This is a genomic window from Vibrio comitans, assembly GCA_024346835.1.
In the GTDB taxonomy this organism is placed as follows: Bacteria; Pseudomonadota; Gammaproteobacteria; order Enterobacterales; family Vibrionaceae; genus Vibrio; species Vibrio comitans.
This window is the reverse complement of the sequence record AP024866.1, coordinates 797,125-815,971: the sequence shown is the minus strand read 5'-3', so window position 1 is coordinate 815,971 and position 18,847 is coordinate 797,125. Positions and strand designations below refer to the sequence as shown.

The 18,847-nt window shown below is 44.3% G+C and carries 16 protein-coding genes; 10 read left to right on the top strand and 6 right to left on the bottom strand.

The genetic code is table 11. From position 1 onward, the window contains the following. Positions 1–93 precede the first annotated feature (93 nt). Both fur and OCU46_RS03860 read left to right on the top strand, forming a co-directional pair. Positions 94–540 (top strand): ferric iron uptake transcriptional regulator, encoded by a 447-nt coding sequence (gene fur / locus OCU46_RS03865; protein ID WP_141270944.1) that lies wholly within the window; start codon positions 94–96, stop codon positions 538–540. 11 nt (positions 541–551) lie between these two features. Further along, positions 552–1,154, top strand: a complete 603-nt coding sequence (locus OCU46_RS03860; RefSeq protein ID WP_141270943.1) for a type II secretion system protein — start codon at positions 552–554, stop codon at positions 1,152–1,154. Positions 1,155–1,233: 79 nt separating this feature from the next. Here OCU46_RS03860 and glnS read toward each other — a convergent pair whose 3' ends face one another. Further along, a complete protein-coding gene (gene glnS, locus OCU46_RS03855; protein ID WP_141270942.1) occupies positions 1,234–2,898 on the bottom strand; it encodes a glutamine--tRNA ligase in 1,665 nt (554 codons plus the stop codon). A gap of 147 nt (positions 2,899–3,045) precedes the next feature. Further along, positions 3,046–4,539 carry an N-acetylglucosamine-specific PTS transporter subunit IIBC gene (gene nagE, locus OCU46_RS03850; RefSeq protein WP_141270941.1) on the bottom strand — a complete coding sequence of 498 codons (1,494 nt, stop codon included), beginning with the start codon at positions 4,537–4,539 and terminating at the stop codon, positions 3,046–3,048. Between the two features lie 261 nt (positions 4,540–4,800). Here nagE and nagB point away from each other — a divergent pair, with 261 nt between their 5' ends. The 6 genes from nagB to asnB all read left to right on the top strand — a co-directional run bounded on the left by nagB (position 4,801) and on the right by asnB (position 12,768). Further along, positions 4,801–5,601, top strand: coding sequence for a glucosamine-6-phosphate deaminase (nagB, locus tag OCU46_RS03845; protein WP_141270940.1), 801 nt, complete (start codon positions 4,801–4,803; stop codon positions 5,599–5,601). A gap of 15 nt (positions 5,602–5,616) precedes the next feature. Further along, complete coding sequence (nagA, locus tag OCU46_RS03840; protein ID WP_141270939.1) at positions 5,617–6,753, top strand: N-acetylglucosamine-6-phosphate deacetylase; 1,137 nt, start codon at positions 5,617–5,619, stop codon at positions 6,751–6,753. Between the two features lie 2 nt (positions 6,754–6,755). Next, positions 6,756–7,976: a DNA-binding transcriptional regulator NagC gene (gene nagC, locus OCU46_RS03835; protein ID WP_141270938.1), complete on the top strand. Its 1,221-nt coding sequence runs from the start codon at positions 6,756–6,758 to the stop codon at positions 7,974–7,976. Positions 7,977–8,046: 70 nt separating this feature from the next. After that, positions 8,047–9,636 (top strand): cation:proton antiporter family protein, encoded by a 1,590-nt coding sequence (locus tag OCU46_RS03830; protein WP_167495356.1) that lies wholly within the window; start codon positions 8,047–8,049, stop codon positions 9,634–9,636. 121 nt (positions 9,637–9,757) lie between these two features. After that, positions 9,758–10,915, top strand: coding sequence for a GGDEF domain-containing protein (locus OCU46_RS03825; RefSeq protein WP_141270937.1), 1,158 nt, complete (start codon positions 9,758–9,760; stop codon positions 10,913–10,915). Positions 10,916–11,103: 188 nt separating this feature from the next. Further along, positions 11,104–12,768, top strand: a complete 1,665-nt coding sequence (gene asnB / locus OCU46_RS03820) for an asparagine synthase B (protein ID WP_141270936.1) — start codon at positions 11,104–11,106, stop codon at positions 12,766–12,768. A 65-nt stretch (positions 12,769–12,833) separates the two neighbouring features. Here the strand turns inward: asnB and rfaH are convergent, their stop codons facing one another. The 4 genes from rfaH to htpG form a co-directional block, all read right to left on the bottom strand. Further along, entirely contained in the window at positions 12,834–13,331 is a 498-nt protein-coding gene (gene rfaH, locus OCU46_RS03815; RefSeq protein ID WP_141270935.1) for a transcription/translation regulatory transformer protein RfaH, read from the bottom strand. A gap of 102 nt (positions 13,332–13,433) precedes the next feature. Next, the gene (gene hemH / locus OCU46_RS03810) at positions 13,434–14,408 is read right to left on the bottom strand and encodes a ferrochelatase (protein ID WP_141270934.1); all 975 of its coding nucleotides are present in this window, start codon (positions 14,406–14,408) and stop codon (positions 13,434–13,436) included. 84 nt (positions 14,409–14,492) lie between these two features. Further along, positions 14,493–15,137 (bottom strand): adenylate kinase, encoded by a 645-nt coding sequence (gene adk / locus OCU46_RS03805; RefSeq protein WP_141270933.1) that lies wholly within the window; start codon positions 15,135–15,137, stop codon positions 14,493–14,495. 178 nt (positions 15,138–15,315) lie between these two features. After that, a complete protein-coding gene (htpG, locus tag OCU46_RS03800) occupies positions 15,316–17,217 on the bottom strand; it encodes a molecular chaperone HtpG (protein ID WP_141270932.1) in 1,902 nt (633 codons plus the stop codon). Positions 17,218–17,473: 256 nt separating this feature from the next. Here htpG and OCU46_RS03795 point away from each other — a divergent pair, with 256 nt between their 5' ends. Next, positions 17,474–18,319 carry a winged helix-turn-helix domain-containing protein gene (locus OCU46_RS03795; protein ID WP_141270931.1) on the top strand — a complete coding sequence of 282 codons (846 nt, stop codon included), beginning with the start codon at positions 17,474–17,476 and terminating at the stop codon, positions 18,317–18,319. Beyond that, positions 18,319–18,843, top strand: coding sequence for a regulatory protein ToxS (locus tag OCU46_RS03790; RefSeq protein ID WP_141270930.1), 525 nt, complete (start codon positions 18,319–18,321; stop codon positions 18,841–18,843). The genes OCU46_RS03795 and OCU46_RS03790 overlap by 1 nt, the downstream gene beginning before the upstream one ends. The last annotated feature ends 4 nt before the right edge of the window (positions 18,844–18,847 follow it).

Below are 18,847 nucleotides of genomic sequence, written 5' to 3'. Positions count from 1 at the left end.
AGAAATAACCATCATAAGTACATGGTTTATTGTTCTGGCTCCTTCCCATATAATGAACATTAGAGTAAGGCTCAGATTTTTATAGGAACATTCATGCCAGATAATAATAAAGCCCTAAAGGAAGCAGGGTTGAAGGTCACTTTACCACGCTTAAAAATTTTAGAGCTACTTCAGCAGCCAGGTTGTCAGCACATTAGTGCAGAAGAGCTGTATAAAAAATTAATAGATATCGGTGAAGAGATTGGTCTTGCTACCGTTTACCGAGTGTTAAACCAATTCGACGATGCGGGTATTGTTACTCGTCACCACTTTGAGGGTGGCAAGTCAGTATTTGAGCTTTCAACTCAGCACCACCATGATCATCTTGTTTGTCTAGATTGTGGTGCAGTAATTGAGTTTAGCGACGAAGTGATCGAAGAGCGTCAGCGTGAAATTGCGAAAAAATACAATATCAATCTGACCAACCACAGTCTTTACCTATATGGCCGTTGCGCCAACGGTGACTGCAAAGCTGATCCTAAGGCGCATACGCCTAAGTAGAGTCAAACAGAATGCCTATCAGTAAAAATGGATTTACGCTGATTGAGTTGATAGTTGTTATCGTGACAATCGCGGTGCTAGCTGTAGTGGCTGCCCCGCGATTTTTAGATCTTAACTCTGATGCTCGCGAGTCGATGCTTCAAGGTGCAGCGGCGGAATTCCAGCAATCGATTAATTTTGCACATCAAAGGTGGGTTGTTGAAGGCAGAGGTAATGAATCGTATGCCAATATGCCTGGATATGCAGAAGGAACAGATGCAACGGAAGGTAGTAATAGCATAGATAGCCATCTGGATATGAATGATGTTGGATACCCACTCGGCGTAGACAAGAATGACCCTATGGGAGCGCCTTTTAATATTGGCAAGGGAAACAAGGCCTGTTACTTGTTATGGGATAGGCTTCTCGACTCCTCACTCACGGCGACCAATATCCTAAACCAAGCTGAAGACTATGATTTTTACGCCATTCGACAAAAAGGCGATGGAGGTCATCAATCCAAGTGTGTATATATCTTCACTAAAGACGGTTTTGATAGCGACCCCACCAATGCAAAACACGTTATCTGGTATGACTCTCGCACTGGCGATGTCTCTTATGTCCTAAATGATTAAGCCCGACCTCTTCATAAAGCAGATATAAAAAATGCCAGCATCTTTGCTGGCATTTTCGTATTTAAAGCAGAAAAGCAAATTAGCTAATCTTTGCCCAAGTATCACGTAGGCCAACCGTACGGTTGAACACTAGGTTCTCAGGGGTGCTGTCTTTGCTATCAGCACAGAAGTAACCTGTACGTTCAAACTGATAGCCCGCTTCTGCTTCAGCGCTAGCCAGGCTTTGTTCAACGAAGCCCTGCTTAACCGTTAATGATTCCGCATTAATGGTTGATTTAAAGTCTTCTGCCGCAGCTGGGTTTGGAACCGTAAACAAGCGATCATATAGACGAATCTCTGCTGGAACACCCTTATCAGCGGATACCCAATGGATAACGCCCTTCACTTTACGACCGTCCGCAGGGTTCTTACCTAGCGTCTCATCATCATAAGTACAGAAGATAGTAGTGATGTTGCCTTGCTCATCTTTCTCGATACGCTCAGCCTTAATCACGTAAGCGCCACGCAAACGAACTTCTTTTCCTAGAACCAGACGCTTGTACTTCTTATTCGCTTCTTCGCGGAAGTCATCAGCTTCGATCCACACTTCACGAGTAAATGGCACTTCACGGCTACCCATTTCAGGCTTGTTCGGGTGATTTGCAACGTTTAGCGTCTCAACCTGACCTTCAGGGTAGTTTTCAATAACAATTTTAACTGGCTCAAGAACGGCCATTGCACGAGGTGCATTTTCATTTAAATCATCACGAATACATGACTCTAGTGAACCAAATTCAATCATGTTCTCTTGCTTAGTAACACCAATACGCTTACAGAATTCACGGATAGACGCAGGAGTGAAACCACGGCGGCGCAAACCAGAGATAGTAGGCATACGTGGATCGTCCCAGCCGTTTACCAAGTTTTCGGTCACTAGCTGACTCAGTTTACGCTTAGACATCACCGTATATTCTAGGTTCAAGCGACTAAACTCGTACTGATGTGGCTGAGTCTCAATGGTAATGTTTTCCAGTACCCAATCGTACAAGCGACGGTTGTCTTGGAACTCAAGAGTACACAAAGAGTGAGTAATTCCCTCTAGAGCATCTGAGATACAGTGAGTAAAGTCGTACATTGGGTAAATGCACCACTTATCAGCAGTTTGATGGTGATGAGCAAAACGCACACGATAGAGAACCGGATCACGCATAACCATGAATGATGAGCTCATATCGATCTTAGCACGCAGACATGCCTCACCTTCTTTAAAGCCACCATCGCGCATTTTTTCAAATAACGCTAAGTTCTCTTCAACGGTGCGGTTACGATACGGGCTTTCTTTACCTGGTGCTTTCAACGTACCACGGTATTCGCGGATTTCATCAGCCGTTAGCTCTTCAACATAAGCTAAGCCCTTGTTGATAAGCTCAACAGCGTACGCATACAGCTGGTCAAAGTAGTTTGACGAGTAACAAATCTCGCCAGACCAGTCGAAACCTAGCCATTGAACATCGTTCTTGATTGAATCAACGTATTCAATGTCTTCTTTTTCAGGGTTGGTGTCATCAAAGCGCAGGTTGCACTGGCCTTGATAGTCTTGAGCAATACCAAAGTTTAGACAGATCGACTTAGCGTGCCCGATATGCAGGTAGCCGTTTGGCTCTGGCGGAAAACGAGTATGCACGCTGCTATGTTTGCCATCCGCGATATCTTTATCGATGATTTGGCGGATAAAATTCGATGGTCGAGCCTCAGCTTCACTCATCTACAACACCTCATGGTTCAATTTTGAAATTCTTCTACGCCCTACATTGTATTCGTCTAAACAACTAAATCTAGATTTTTGTGTTATGAAAGGTAAAAAAAATGCCTCCCGAGGGAGGCATTTGGACAATAATCTAGGAGTTATTGATTAAGATGGTAGTTCTACCGTTGTTAGGTCAGCATCTGCAGGGATTTGTTTCATCTCACCCGCTACGATTTCTGCTAGTGGGCCTAGGATAACTTGAACGTTATTTGAACCTAGTTTAACCACACCCATTGCACCCAAGTCTTTCAGTACTTTCTCGTTAATCACGCTAGTGTCGTTTAGAGTCAGACGTAGACGAGTGATACACGCATCGATAGTAGAGATGTTGCTGTGACCACCTAGTGCTTTAAGATACTGCTTCGCAAGCTCTGAAGAGTTTGAAGAACCCGTTGTAGTTGAAGCGCCGTCTTCGTCATCTTCACGTCCAGGAGTCTTAAGACCGAATTTAACGATTACTGTGCGGAACACTGCGTAGTAGATACCGAAGAATACTAGGCCTTGAACGATTAGCATGTACCAGTTAACAGCTAGTGGGTTGCGGCTAGATAGAACCATATCCACAAGACCTGCTGAGAAGCCGAAGCCTGCAATCCACTCCATTGATGCCGCGATGTATACAGAGATACCCGTCATCACAGCGTGCAGAACATAGAGTGCTGGAGCTAGGAACATGAATGAGAATTCTAGTGGCTCAGTTACACCAGTGAAGAAAGAAGCGAAACCTGCAGCAATCATGATTGACGCTACTTTTTCTTTGTTCTTAGATTTTGAAGTGTGGTAGATAGCCAGAGCTGCGCCCGGTAGACCAAACATCATGATTGGGAAGAAGCCCGCTTGGTACATACCAGTAACACCTACTGTTGCAGTACCTTCTGCGATAGACTTAGCGCCGCCTAGGAAGTTCGGGATATCGTTAATACCTGCAACGTCGAACCAGAATACTGAGTTCAGTGCGTGGTGAAGACCAACAGGGATAAGTAGACGGTTAAAGAATGCGTAGATACCAGCACCTACAGATCCCATGCCTTGGATAGACTCACCGAAGTGTACTAGGCCATCGTAGATTGCAGGCCATACGTACATAAGTACGAATGCCATCACGATACCAGCAAAAGAAGTCAAGATAGGAACAAGACGTTTACCAGAGAAGAATGCTAGTGCTTTGTGCAGTTCAACAGTAGAGAAGCGGTTGTAGATCTCAGCAGAGATAATACCCACTAGGATACCGACGAATTGGTTTTGAATCTTACCAAATGCTGCAGGAACCGCGTCACCGCTGATACCCTGAATCTGCGCTACTGCACCAGGAGATAGAAGAGTAGTAACAACGTACATCATTACAAGGCCAGCCAGTGCTGCTGCACCGTCTTTATCTTTAGACATACCGTAAGCAACACCTACCGCGAATAGCCAAGACATGTTGTCAATGATTGCCGCGCCCGCTTTAATAAGGAAGCCAGCTAGTGCACTGTTGCCACCCCAACCGGTTGGGTCAATCCAATAACCGATACCCATGAGTATCGCTGCTGCTGGTAGCGTAGCAACCGGCACCATTAGCGCCTTACCTACCTTCTGAAAATATCCAAGAATGTTCACGTTACTTCTCCCCCTGAGGAATCTGAAAATAAGCTTAAAACTTTTTTTAGCTGATTAATTTAGTCCTCTTCATCTTAATGGCTTAAATTTGCGTCGCAAATTAAAACCCTATAAAACGTGAGCTATGTCATAGCAAGCTGCGTAGATAGCCTGTTTTTGTTAGGTGGATCATAAAACTTATTTCACTATTAAAAATAACGATCATTTTGAGTATACTAAAGGCAATTAAATAAAATCTTAAATCTTGGCGAGGTATCCACCGTGAGGCTCATCCCACTAGAAACAAGCGCAGACGTCGGTCGTTGGTCTGCTCGACATATTGTCAATACTATAAATAAGTTTAGCCCAACAGCTGACAAACCTTTTGTGCTTGGCCTACCTACCGGTGGTACACCGCTCAATACCTACAAGTACTTAATTGAAATGTACAATGCAGGAGAAGTGAGCTTTAAGAATGTAGTGACCTTCAATATGGATGAATACGTTGGCCTGCCTAGCGATCATCCAGAGTCATACCGCACTTTCATGTACGAAAACTTCTTTAACCATGTAGACATTCAAGAGCAAAACATAAACTTGCTTAATGGCAACACTGAAGACCATGATGCCGTATGCCGAGCTTATGAAGCCAAGATTAAATCTTATGGCCGTATTAACCTATTCATGGGTGGCGTGGGTCACGATGGTCATATCGCATTTAATGAACCTGCATCATCTCTTTCGTCACGTACACGCATTAAAACGCTGACCGAAAAAACGCGTATCGCTAACTCTCGCTTCTTTGATGGTGACATTAGCCAAGTACCCAAGTATGCACTGACTATCGGTGTGGCAACTCTGCTTGATGCAGAGGAAGTTATGGTGTTGATTACTGGCCACAACAAAGCGCAAGCACTGCAAGCAGCAGTAGAGGGCTCGGTGAATCATCTATGGACAGTAAGCGCAATGCAGATGCATTCAAAAGCCGTTATCGTCGCGGACTCACCGGCTTCTCAAGAATTGAAAGTCAAAACCCTTAAATACTTCCGTGAGTTAGAAGCGGAAAACATCAAAGATCTTTAATTAGGAGCAGCAAGTATGTATGCATTAACGAACTGCACCGTGTTCACGGGTAGCGACATTTTATACAAGCACGCGGTTGTTGTTGAAAACGATCGTATCAAGGCTGTATGCCTTGAAGAAACATTAGATACAGGCATTGAACGTATCGATCTAGAGGGTGCAAACTTAAGCCCAGGCTTCATCGATCTTCAACTCAATGGCTGTGGCGGTGTGATGCTCAACGATGACATCTCACCTGAAACCATGCAGATTATGCACGAAGCAAACCTGAAATCTGGCTGTACAAGCTTTTTGCCAACGCTGATTACCTCTTCTGATGAAAGTATGCGCAGCGCTATCGAAGCTCAACGCAAATATCAGGAGCAAAACAAGCATCAGTCACTCGGCCTGCACCTTGAAGGACCTTATCTAAACCTTGCAAGAAAGGGCATTCATACTGAATCATACATTCGTCAATCAGACGATGAGATGATCAGCTTTATCTGCCAGCACTCAGATCTAGTGGCCAAGGTAACTCTAGCCCCTGAGCAAAACAGACCGGAGCACATTGCGCAACTCAAAGAAGCCGGCATTGTTGTCTCTATTGGTCACACGGCCGCAACATATCAACAAGCGCGTGATAGTTTTGAGCAAGGCATTACCTTTGCCACTCACCTATTTAACGCAATGACTCCAATGACAGGTCGTGAGCCTGGTGTAGTTGGCGCTATATTCGACACTCCAGACGTGTACGCTGGCATTATCGTTGATGGGCATCATGTCGATTATGCTAACATCCGCATCGCTCACAAACTTAAGGGTGAAAAGCTGGTTCTAGTAACAGATGCAACCGCTCCGGCAGGTGCAAAGATGGACCAGTTCAATTTTGTCGGCAAAACCGTATACGTTCGTGATGGAATGTGTGTGGGTGAAGACGGTACATTGGGCGGTTCTGCACTGACCATGATTGAAGCGGTAGAAAACTGCGTTAAGCATGTGGGTTTATCTCTCGATGAAACATTACGCATGGCAACACTGTATCCAGCGAAAGCAATTGGTATGGAGCATAAACTTGGTCGCATAAAACCTGATATGATTGCAAACCTTACCATTTTCAACAACGACTTTAACGTTAAAGCGACCGTAGTTAACGGTCAATTTATACAGGGATAATTATGACTGGCGGACAAATTGGCAACGTAGACCTCGTAAAACAGTTGAACAGCGCAGCTGTCTATCGACTGATTGATCAACAAGGGCCTATTTCACGCATTCAGATTGCTGAATTGAGCCATTTGGCGCCAGCAAGTGTCACTAAGATCACTCGTCAGCTATTGGAATGTAATTTGGTACAAGAGGTTGCACAGCAAGCCTCTACTGGTGGCCGACGTGCGATATCCCTAACCACACAAGTGACTCAGTTTCACTCTATCGCTGTGCGTGTCGGGCGAGATTATATTCAATTGTCTCTACATGACCTTAGCGGTGAAATCCTAGCGCGAAGTGAATCGGCAATTCAGTACAGCGACCAAGAACAACTGGTTGGACAAATCTTTGATAAAATTAAACTTTTCAAAGCCAGTAATGAAGGCATTTCTCACAACCTAATTGCTATAGGTGTGATTTTGCCTGGTTTGGTGAATCCTGATGTGGGTGTTGTGCAATACATGCCTAACACTAAGATTGATAATCTGCCTTTAGCTCAGATCCTAAAAGATGAGTTCAAGACCGAGTGTTTCGTAGGAAATGATATTCGCGGTATGGCTCTCGCGGAACATTATTTTGGCGCAACGCGCGATTGTAAGGATTCAATCCTTATCAGTGTACACCGTGGAACCGGTTCCGGCATTATGGCTGGAGGTCAGGTTTTCTTAGGCTCAAACCGAAACGTAGGCGAGATAGGCCACATTCAAGTCGACCCTCTTGGAGAGCAGTGCCAGTGCGGCAACTTTGGTTGCCTAGAGACTATCGCTGCTAACCCTGCAATTATTAAAGGTGTAAAAGCTCGCTTGGCGCAAGGCTATAATTCTACGCTCGCCGATGAGCCTCAAATCACTATAAGTGCTATTTGCAAACACGCACTTAATGGTGATGCGCTAGCAACACAAAGCATTGTGCGCGTGGGCGATCAGCTCGGTAAGGCCGCCGCGATTGTGATTAACTTGTTTAACCCGCAAAAGATAGTCATTGCAGGTGATATTACCAAAGCAAAAGAGGTATTATTCCCAGCGATTCAAAGGAACGTAAATAGTCAATCGCTAACTGCGTTTCATAAGGACCTACCTATTGTCTCCTCTGAACTAGAGCAGTATCCGACAATGGGAGCGTTTGCTATTGTTAAACGAGCCATGTTAAATGGCATATTGTTACAAAAATTGATGGATTCTACGCAATAAGTTCAATCATCTCAGACTCGTTTGTGGTTGAATATGCGCCAATTTCTCAACCACTTTCGAGACTGCATAAATGGATATAATGCTCATTTTCGGCGCTTTTGTTGCCGGCTTTGTTGCACAGCGCTGTAACCTCCCTCCCCTTGTCGGTTTTTTACTGGCTGGTTTCACCCTTAATGCCTTTGGATTCGAAAGTAATGATGCAATCAGTCAACTTGCTGATCTTGGCGTCACCTTATTATTATTCACTATCGGCCTAAAGCTCGATATTAAGGTACTACTATCCAAAGAGATTTGGGCTGGTGCGACTCTGCACAATCTTGCCTCTACGGCCTTTTTTACCTTTTGCTTAGTCGCCCTGCAGGTTATCGGTGTCAGCCTTTTCGCTGATATGTCCTTTGCTCAGCTGGTTATCTTAGGCTTTGCTCTCTCTTTTTCTAGTACCGTATTTGCGATTAAGGCGTTGCAAGATAACGGCGAATTAAACTCAGTCTATGGCACCATAGCCATTGGTATCTTGGTCATGCAGGATATCTTTGCGGTGGCTTTTCTTACCGTATCTACAGGCAAAATCCCAGAATGGTATGCCATTGTCCTGTTTGCTCTGCCACTAGTTCGCCCACTCTTTTACAAGGTATTGGATAAGGTCGGCCACGGAGAGCTACTGGTACTTTGTGGAATCTTCTTCGCCTTAGTCGTCGGCGCCGGGTTGTTTGAATTGGTGGGTGTGAAAGGCGACCTTGGGGCACTGATTCTTGGAATGCTCCTTGCTGGGCACAAGAAGGCTTCTGAGCTTTCTAAGTCTTTATTTAACTTGAAAGAGATGTTCTTGGTTTGTTTCTTTCTCAACATTGGCTTGTCTGAACAGCCCACCGTTGCAGGATTGATTTTGGCTCTGGTATTCATGTTACTGCTGCCAGTGAAAGGAATACTGTACTACCTCATACTAGACCGATTTAAGTTTCGCGTCCGAACGTCGCTACTAGCCTCTCTAACACTTTTCAATTTCAGCGAGTTTGGATTGATCGTCGGCGGCTTAGCCTACAAACAAGGTTGGATATCCGGTGACATTATGGTCTCTATTGCCCTTGCCGTATCTATTTCCTTTATTATTGCTGCACCTCTTAATCGCTTTAGCAACAGCATATACCGCCGCAGCGCTAGTTGGCTCAAAGAACACAGCGATGCCAAGATCAATATTCGAGATCAGTTTATTAGTGTCGGACAAGCACAGGTAATGGTATTAGGTATGGGCCGAATTGGTACAGGGGCTTACGATGAACTGACTGAGCGCCATGGTGATATCTGTTTAGGTGTAGAGATTCGTAACGATACCGCCGATCATCATCAGCGCCACGCTAGAAACACTATCTGTGGCGATGTTACCGACTCTGACTTTTGGGAACGTATTCAAAAACTGGATCAAATCGAACTAGTCTTGCTCGCGATTCCTAATAACCAAGGTAACCGCTACGCCTTAGAGCAATTACGACTTCGAGGCTATCAAGGCAAAATAGCTGCAATTGCCGAATATCAAGATCAGGTGGAACAGTTTATCGAGCTCGGCGCTGATGCCGCGTTCAATATCTATCGAGAAGCGGGTAGCGGCTTTGCAAGGCATGTTTGCGATACCTTAACCCCGAGTTTTACCCCCAACAAATAGCTAGAAATCGAGCCCTATCATAGGGCTCGATTTACATTACTTCATTGATAATAGTGAATATTCCCGACAAGCCTCAGACTTGTTCTATTATTGATACAAAGCCTTTAATCCGCGAGTATGTGTGACCTCAACGTTCAATACCGAAGTGCCTAGCGATTTTAATACCTATGTCGCAGAGCAAAACAAAAAGCAGCTGATGTTTTGGTTGCCTTTACTTGCATTGTTCTTACTATCACTCGGTGTTTTAATGCCACTTTGGCAGGAAAGAAGCTTTTTATTGACCAATGATGATGCGCGCTCTTTTTTCCATTTTTATATGGTGTATGTACTTCCCATCGTCTTCCTGTTAGCTAGATTTATCATCACCAAACTTCCAGCCAACAACACCAACAATCTGTTTTGCTTGTTTATGGTTTCAAACCTGCTCGTCCTACTACACGCAGGTATGATTACCTTATCCATCACCCTATCTCCCCTTTCGGTCATCTTAGTCACCGCTATGGCTAAAATGATGATCCTGCGCGTTCGAGAAATCATTTATATCTGGGGATCAGGCTTGGTAATAGGCTTTATCATGGTGGATTATTTGCAAGATGCGTCGATTATCTCTCTTCATCTGTACGTTTCAGTTTCAATCATGCTGATGTGGGTGCTTTATCTGGGGAACGATCACTACACAGCCAAGCTGCAAACTTTCATTTATGACAAAGAACAGTGGAAAGCAAAAAAACAGATCACCTTGCAAGTCATGGAGCTAGAGGCGCAAAAGAAGCAACTTCAGCAATTGATTGGCAAAGACTCACTTACTGGGATTTTCAATCGAGGTTACTTCGATCAGCACTTAAGAACTGAGATAAAAAGAACCACTCGCTCTTCAGCCCCTCTGGGGCTATTGGTTGTTGATATCGACTATTTCAAAATGGTCAACGACCAACTAGGCCATCATACTGGTGACCTATATTTGACCAAAGTGGCTAAAGCTTTGGAAAAAGTGGCTAAACGACCAACCGATATCGTCGCCCGCTATGGCGGTGAAGAGTTTGTGCTTTTACTTCCGGACACTGACAGAAAGGGACTTGAGGTTGTATCTAAACAGATTCTGGATATGGTCCATGAACTCGATATACCTCACCCTATTCAATCTCGTCTAACCGTGAGTATCGGTGGGTGCGAGTTTGATTCTCACACCATGGACCGAGTTTCCTTTTTTGAGCGAGCAGACCAAGCCCTTTATCGTGTCAAATCGGGTGGACGCAATGATGTGTTCATTGCGAGTTGATTCGTTACCCTACTCAATAGTGACCAATTTCTGACTCACGCTAGATAACATTCACTTAAATGAGCATTTCTTTAGATAAAATCAACATTAGTCACTCTTTGATTATCTAAATGTTGATTAGTGGGTTGCTTTTTTTAGCAACAGTGGCAAATTGAACACATACGGAAATGAATTTGTAAGGAAGAGATATGTGTTCGGTATTTGGTATCCTCGACATAAAAAGTGATGCAGAGAAACTTCGCCCAGTGGCGTTAGAGATGTCGAAGAAACTTCGTCACCGTGGACCTGATTGGTCTGGTATTTACTCATCAGAAAAAGCAATTTTAGCGCACGAGCGTTTAGCTATTGTTGGTCTAAATAGTGGTGCTCAGCCTCTATATAGCCCTGACAAAAAGTTGGTACTGGCGGTAAATGGTGAAATCTACAACCATAAAGAAATCCGAGCGCGTTACGAAGGAAAGTACGAATTTCAAACAGATTCAGACTGTGAAGTAATTTTAGCTCTTTACCAAGACATGGGTGCCGATCTCCTTGAAGAACTCAACGGTATCTTTGCTTTTGTTCTTTATGATGAAGAAAAAGAAACCTATCTCATTGGTCGTGACCATATTGGTATCATTCCACTGTACCAAGGCCATGATGAGCACGGTAACTTCTACGTTGCTTCAGAAATGAAGGCGCTAGTGCCAGTGTGCAAAACGGTCAGCGAATTCCCTCCGGGTTGCTACCTAGAATCAGGCGCGCTTGCTCCAACACGCTACTATATCCGTGACTGGAACGAGTATGCTGCAGTACAAGGTAACTCCACCAGCAAAGAAGACCTAACTGAAGCTCTAGAAGCTGCAGTTAAACGTCAGTTGATGACAGACGTGCCATACGGCGTGCTGCTTTCTGGCGGTTTAGATTCATCGATTACTTCAGCTGTTGCTAAACGCTTTGCCGCAATGCGTGTTGAAGACGACGGCCAGTCAGAAGCATGGTGGCCACAGCTACACTCATTTGCTGTAGGCCTTGAGGGTGCACCGGATCTAAAAGCGGCTCGTGAAGTAGCCGATCAAATCGGTACCGTTCACCATGAGATGACTTACACCATCCAAGAAGGCTTAGATGCGATTCGTGATGTTATCTACCACATCGAAACTTACGATGTAACCACTATCCGTGCATCAACTCCGATGTTCTTAATGGGTCGTAAAATCAAAGCGATGGGCATTAAGATGGTGCTTTCTGGTGAAGGCGCTGATGAAATCTTTGGTGGTTACCTGTACTTCCACAAAGCGCCAAACGCACAAGAGTTCCACGAAGAAACGGTACGTAAGCTACTGGCTCTTAACATGTTTGACTGTGCACGTGCTAACAAATCATTAGCCGCTTGGGGCGTAGAAGGTCGCGTACCTTTCCTAGACAAAGAGTTTATTGATGTGGCAATGCGTCTAAACCCAGCAGACAAAATGTGTGGCAACGGTAAGATGGAAAAACACATCCTGCGTGAGTGTTTTGAACACTACCTTCCTGAAGCTATTGCTTGGCGCCAGAAAGAGCAGTTCTCTGATGGTGTTGGCTACAGCTGGATTGATACCTTACGTGAAGTTGCAGAAGCTAAGATCACAGACCAACAAATGGAAACCGCTAAGTTCCGCTTCCCATACAATACGCCTACAACTAAAGAAGGTTATGTATATCGCGAGATCTTTGAAGAACTATTCCCACTGCCTTCCGCAGCAGAATGTGTTCCAGGTGGCCCTTCTGTAGCCTGTTCTTCAGCAAAAGCGATTGAGTGGGATGAGTCGTTTAAAAACAACGCTGATCCTTCAGGCCGAGCAGTTAAAGCCGTTCACAACGAGGCGTACTAACCTCTCTGCAAGCTATAAAAAAGGGCGCTATTTAGCGCCCTTTTCCTATTTAAACCTAATGCTAACTAGCTTTTAGCTTCAATATGCTGATTATCGATTTGAACCTCTACTTTTTTATTGATCATTGTAATCAACAAAATAGAGCGTTTATCGCCATCCGCCTCATGATAAATCGCATCAACACCAGCAAACTGTCCTGACTTAATAACAACCTGATCGCCCTTTTGATGAGAATCAGACTGAACCACTTCTTGGATTCCTTCAAGCTGCTTGAGCGAATAAACTAAATCACCCTGCACTTCTGTAGGATAAGCTCCGTTACGGATAAAGTCAGACACACCGCGCGTCGAGCGTACCGTGGTAAACGAAGGCCCAACCTCGAAATCAAATCGCACAAACATATAGCTTGGAAACAGGGGCTCAGACTTCTTCTGACGCTTACCTCGTACCAATTTCTCAACCGTGAGCTTTGGGTAATAAACCTCAACACCTTGATTTTCAAGGTGCATTTGTGCCCGCTCTTGATCACCACGCTTACAATACAATAAATACCAACGTTTCATGGCTAATACCTTTTTATTCTTTTATTAGGCTCTGCGCCAATTCTTAACGCTGGTATTCTAGCAGTTCACTTTCTAACATGAAATCCGACCGAGCGTGAGTGCTCACTCACCATTCAATAAACGGGCATTAACTAGACTCGCCATTAACTCTATATGCTTGTCGCTATCATTGAGACAAGGTATGTAATTAAAGCTTTCACCACCGGCTTCTTTATAAATATCACAGCACTCTTCCGAGAGTTCTTCCAGTGTTTCAAGGCAATCAACAGAAAAAGCAGGCGCCATAATATCTAGTTTCTTAATTCCTTGATTAGGCAACTTCTCTAGAGTTTTATCGGTGTACGGCTGTAGCCATTCTTCGCGACCAAAGCGCGACTGGTAAGTCATGCCTATTCGATCTGAGCCTAGCCCGAGTTCTTTCGCTAATAACTCAGTGGTCTTCTCGCAATGTTGCGGGTAGACATCACCATTATCAGCGTAACGTTTTGGAATGCCGTGATAAGAGCAAAGCAGATACTCACTCTCTCCACGATCACGCCAAGTGTCTCTAACCGAATCAGCCAAAGCCTGAATATAGAGTGGATGATCGTGATAGTCACCGATCACCTCAAAGGAAGGCACTACCGTCATTTGTTTGAAGGCTTTACCCAGACCATCAACAACAGCTGCTGTTGTGGTTGCAGAGTATTGTGGATAAAGCGGCAGCACTATGACTTTTTCAACACCTTGCTCCAGTAACGACTGCACGCCAGATAATAAGCTTGGATTACCATAGGTCATCCCTAGCTCAACAGGAACATTGAGGCTTTGTTTTAGTTTACTTGCTTGCCTGCGCGAGAATACCATCAGGGGAGAGCCTTCACTCATCCATACGCCTTGATAGAGTTTTGCTACCTTAGGAGCGCGAATAGGCAGTATTGCGCCGTGTAGCAACGGGCACCACAACCAGCGCGTCATATCCACTACACGCTTATCGTGCAAAAACTGACTTAAGAATCGTTTAACGGCTTTAGGGGTTGCTTCATCCGGGGTTCCTAGATTAACTAATAACACCCCTGTTTTAGATTGGTTTTCCATAACGTCCTGACATATAAGCAATAAAAAAGGACGACCAATAGGTCGTCCTTCTAGTATCTAAATTCGCTTAGCAATAAGCAATGATTAAGATAACGCTTTTTCGATGTCAGAGCTTACTTCTGCAACTTGCTTAGTACCATCAAACTTAAGGTACTTAGTGTTACCAGCTTCTGCTTCTTTGCCGTAGTACTGAACTAGCGGAGCAGTCTGAGTGTGGTATACACCTAGGCGAGCACGTACAGTCTCTTCTTTGTCGTCATCACGAACAACAAGCGCTTCACCTGTTACGTCGTCTTTACCTTCCTCTTTAGGCGGGTTAAATACAACGTGGTATGTACGACCTGATGGAAGGTGAGCACGACGACCAGCCATACGCTCAACAATCACGTCGTCAGCTACGTCAAATTCGATAACGTAATCAACATCGATACCCATTTCTTTAAGGCCATCAGCCTGAGGAATAGTGCGTGGGAAACCGTCTAGTAGGAAACCTTTTTCACAATCGTCTTGTGCAATACGCTCTTTGATAAGACCTAGAATGATATCATCAGAAACCAATTGGCCTGCATCAATTACATCTTTAGCTTTTTTGCCTAACTCAGTGCCCGCCTTGATAGCAGCACGTAGCATGTCACCAGTAGAAATTTGTGGGATACCGTATTTTTCCATGATGAACTGAGCCTGAGTGCCTTTACCTGCACCAGGAGCACCTAAAAGAATGATGCGCATTGTTTTTCCTCTTTAATGTTCTTCTTTTATACCGAAGCTCACAAACTAACAACAAACAGTAAGCCACTGATTTTGTTGTAAGTTTCGGTATAACTATACTTTTAGTAATGATTAAGCCCAGAATACTATCATAATTCTGGGCTCAATGTTCAGCTTTGCGACTAATCCGTGAGATTGACTATTTAATCAACAATTGGTTTACCGCGCTTAGGAACTGACTTGGATCTTCTAGAGAACCACGCTCTGCAAGCATCGCTTGGCCAAGCAGAAGTTCAACATAACGACCAAAAGCAATCTCATCAGCGGTATCAGCCATCTGTTTAACCAAGTCGTGTTCTGGGTTTAGCTCTAAGATGTACTTCACCTCAGGAGCAGCCTGACCTGCAGCTTCAAGAAGCTTCGCCATTTGCGTACCCATTTCCATATCATCGGTAACGACTACCGCTGGGGTGCTCGCTAGCTTGAAGGTAGTTCGAACCTCTTTCACGCGATCACCAAGATACTCGGTCGTGCGCTCAACCACAGACTTGAACTCTTCTTCCGTCTCTTTCTGCTTCTCTTTCTCTTGCTCGTCCTCAAACTTGCTAAGATCTAGGCCAGCTTTAGTGATTGATTGGAATTGTTTGCCATCGAACTCTGTTAGGTAGTTCATTAGCCACTCATCAATGCGATCAAACATTAATACAACCTCAATGCCTTTCGCTTTAAATTGCTCAAGGTGTGGGCTGTTTTTAGCTGCGGCATAGCTATCAGCGGTAAGGAAGTAGATCTTGTCTTGACCTTCTTTCATACGCTCAACATAGCTTGCTAAGCTAACCGACTGCTCGTTGCTGTCCACTTCTGTAGAAGCAAAACGCAATAGACCTGCGATCTTCTCTTTGTTAGACATATCTTCTGCAGGGCCTTCTTTTAGCACTAGGCCAAATTCCTTCCAGAAAGATAGGTACTTCTCGTCGTCTTTTTTCGCCAATTTCTCTAGCATAGTAAGCACGCGCTTAGTACAAGCATTACGCAGTGACTGAGTCACTTTGTTGTCTTGTAGGATTTCACGTGACACGTTAAGTGGTAGATCGTTTGAGTCAATCAAGCCTTTAACAAAGCGCAGGTACGAAGGCATGAACTGCTCTGCGTCATCCATGATGAATACACGCTGAACATACAGCTTAAGGCCGCTCTTATGGTCACGGTTCATCATGTCCCAAGGTGCTTTTGAAGGAACGTATAACAGGCTAGTGTAATCGTTCTTACCTTCTACCTTGTTATGACTCCAAAGCAATGGATCCGCAAAGTCGTGAGAAACGTGCTTGTAGAACTCTTGGTATTCTTCATCATTGATGTCAGATTTTGCACGAGTCCACAGGGCTTGAGCCTTGTTGATTTGCTCCCACTTGGTTTCGTCTGTTTCTTTGCCTTCTTCATCCGTTACCTTGGTAAGAATAGAAACAGGAATGCCAATATGGTCAGAGTACTTGCTGATCACATCACGCAGACGCCATTCAGATAAGAACTCTTTACCTTCGTCACGCATGTGAAGAATGATGTCAGTACCGCGGCTTTCTTTGGTAATGTCTTCAATGGTGTAGTCGCCTTCACCCGCTGAGTGCCACTGTACGCCGTGGTCAGCCGATAGGCCTGCAGCACGTGTGCGCACAGTCACTGCGTCTGCAACGATAAAGGCAGAATAAAAACCTACACCAAATTGACCAATAAGCTGTGAGTCTTTTGATTGGTCTTCAGAAAGCTTAGAGAAGAACTCAGCTGTGCCTGACTTAGCGATTGTGCCTAGGTGCTCAATCACATCATCACGGCTCATACCGATACCGTTGTCCGATACGGTAAGAGTGTTGCTCTTCTCGTCGAAAGAAAGCTTCACACCTAGCTCAGCATCGCCTTGGTATAGATCAGGCTGAGAGAGTGCTTGGAAGCGCAGCTTATCTGACGCATCTGACGCGTTAGAAATAAGCTCACGTAAGAAAATTTCTTTGTTTGAATACAGTGAGTGAATCATAAGGTGCAGCAGTTGCTTTACCTCTGATTGAAAACCTCGAGTTTCTTTGTTAGCTGACACAGTCTCGCTCATTTTGACTCCATACTTTTATGTTTACTCATAACTGCACCAAGGCTCATATTTGTTGGTGCTTGTACTCATGAAGCATGAAATAAGGGTGAGAAGTGCAAATTCAAGGTCAATTACTATAAAAAAACTGTTTTTTAGATAAAATTTTATTATGCTATGGCGGTTATTCGCTCTAAAAGGCGATATATCTCACACTGCATATGGAATGAGTGTGATGGGTTATGGAAGCGTGTGTCAGCGGAAATCAAAGAAGATCTAAATGAGTAAAATCGGTATTAAATACGTACTAGCCCAAAAGTATATTTTTGATCCAAATAGCAACTCACTTGTCGATCAATCAGATGACGATAGTTTAGTGCGACTTGGTAGTAATGAAAGTCGAATCCTCACCCTACTTTGCGAACATCCAAATGAAGTGGTTACTCGTGACCAACTGCATGAATTTGTTTGGAGAGATCAAGGTTTTCAAGTTGATGATTCTAGTCTAACTCAGGCAATTTCTACTCTTAGAAAAATGCTAAAAGACTCCACCAAATCCCCACAGTTTGTAAAGACTGTGCCGAAGCGTGGCTATCAATTGATCTCGTCTGTTGAGCGCGAAACCCCTACTCCTCAAACAGAGGAAAAAGTTGCAACTCCAGCAGCAGAGCCCGCTCTTGCTTCGATCACAACGTCGCAGCTAAAAGAATCTAAATTGGAGCAAAACGCTAAGAAACAAGCGTTCTGGACAAATTGGGACACAAACACCCGAATTCTACTGCTAGTAGCGATTTTATTGCCTATTATTGCGCTGATGATACCTAATTCTTCACCATCTACCTTCCGTGCTGTCACGGTAGTCAACGATGTACCGGTTAAAACAACCGAGGGACATCCTGACTTGACTAACTGGATGGAGAGCATCGAAAGCTGTGTAGACCATTACATGACAGCTTACACAGATGAGTCTGACCCTGTTGAAGTCATTGCAACGGCAAGCCAATCTGAACAACTGTATTTAAGCTACATTCATGGTCCACAGTTTACCTCTGAAAATAGCACTGTCCGCCTTGTTGGCAAACAACAAGATCTTGCCAAGATCTGCGCAACCGGAGGCCGTAAGTAATGAACCAACGTGTAGCATCAATTCTATTAGTGATCTCTGTCGTATTCAGTGGTTGGTTGTACTGGGGTAGTGATGTCAAGATCGAACAAGTGTTGACCTCTCGTGAGTGGCAAACAAACCTTGATACGTTTGTTTATTCTGATCTAGCTGACGATAGCATTGGTCCTCTTAATAAGGTTCACATTATGTCTAATGTGAAATACCTACCTAATGGTGACTATATCCGCGCATCACGTATTCAGTTGTTCAACGACGTCGATGTGGTGTCATTCACCATGAACATTACGGAATCCGGCGTATGGCAATTGAGTGACAACTATCTGCTTATCGATCCAAAAGAGTTTAAAGATTCTTCTGCTATCGATAGCAAGGACTTCACTGAATCTCAGCTTAGAGTGATCAAGCAACTGTTCATCACCGATGCTCAGCAAAGCCGACGTGTGGATATCATCGATGACAATTCAATCTTGTTGACCAGCCTAGGGCACGGCTCTCGAGTATTGGTATCGACTCCATCACTGTAAGTTA